Here is a 974-nt window from a genome sequence, read left to right as displayed (position 1 = left end):
ATATAAAGAGGAGCAACAGTAGATTCTGCAATTTCTTTTGTAAAACGAATGTTTTTTTGTAAGAAATGCTCTTGTTCATTTACTCGTGTTACATCGGGTAATGCAACATCCATTTTCCCAAAGTTAGAAGCTATGTCGCCTTGTAGACCAACTGTGGAAGGAATATATATTTCTACTGCCCCAGCTACCGCGCGCCCTTCAATTTTACGAGCATCAGGATTTTTCGTTGTAACGACGACATTTCCGTTAACCGATTGGGCCTCGATGTCTCTTAAATGACCATCGATATAGATTTTTCCATTGATCGTTTCAGCATCAATTTTATTCCCTTTAGCGTCTTTTATCTGAATCGCGCCATTTGCAGTTTGAATTTCTCCATCTTCGAGTTGAACATCTTTCAGTTCAATCTTGCCATTCGCTGTCTTCACTTTCAGACGATCCACTTCTAAATGTTTTCCGATAAATGAACCATTAAATAATCGAACTGAAATTGAATCGTACAGTTTTGTAGGTACATATAAAACAACATTTACAGACGTTGTTTTTAAATCACTAATAATTCGTAATCGTTGTTGATCAACCACAAATACAAACTTCTCAAGAAATTCTTTCTTTGTATCTTCTTCAGAAGTTGAACGGTAGACCTTCACATGACATTCTGCACGTACTTGCCCATCTTGTGATGGATATATTTCGAATTTACCATTGGCTATATCAACAGAAATCTCTTTAAAATCAACGTTTTCTTTCGTAACAGTGTGGTGAAATTCATTCGGTTCACCAAATGGCATATCGAAATCAAATGATTTCATTTTCCCGACAGTTGTTTGCATAAATTGCATGAAGCGGTCACTGAATTGGGTGAAATCTCGTTTAATATCGTCCATAAAATCTTCTGCTTGAGAGGACGTGGATTTCTTGTTGTGTGTTTCTGAATTCGAGTGTGTTGAATGAGTTTTTGATTCAGACTGACC

1 protein-coding gene is annotated in these 974 nt (G+C 36.7%); it reads right to left on the bottom strand.

What is annotated here, in order from left to right:
- A partial coding sequence (locus AC1DOS_RS20310) for a DUF4097 family beta strand repeat-containing protein (protein WP_477538938.1) occupies positions 1 to 887 on the bottom strand: 887 nt, incomplete at its 3' end.
- Positions 888 to 974: the final 87 nt, after the last annotated feature.

It is taken from the genome of Paenisporosarcina sp. P5_A11, assembly GCF_056400705.1.
The sequence above is the reverse complement of the archived record's forward strand: the minus strand, read 5'-3'. Positions and strand labels throughout refer to the sequence as shown.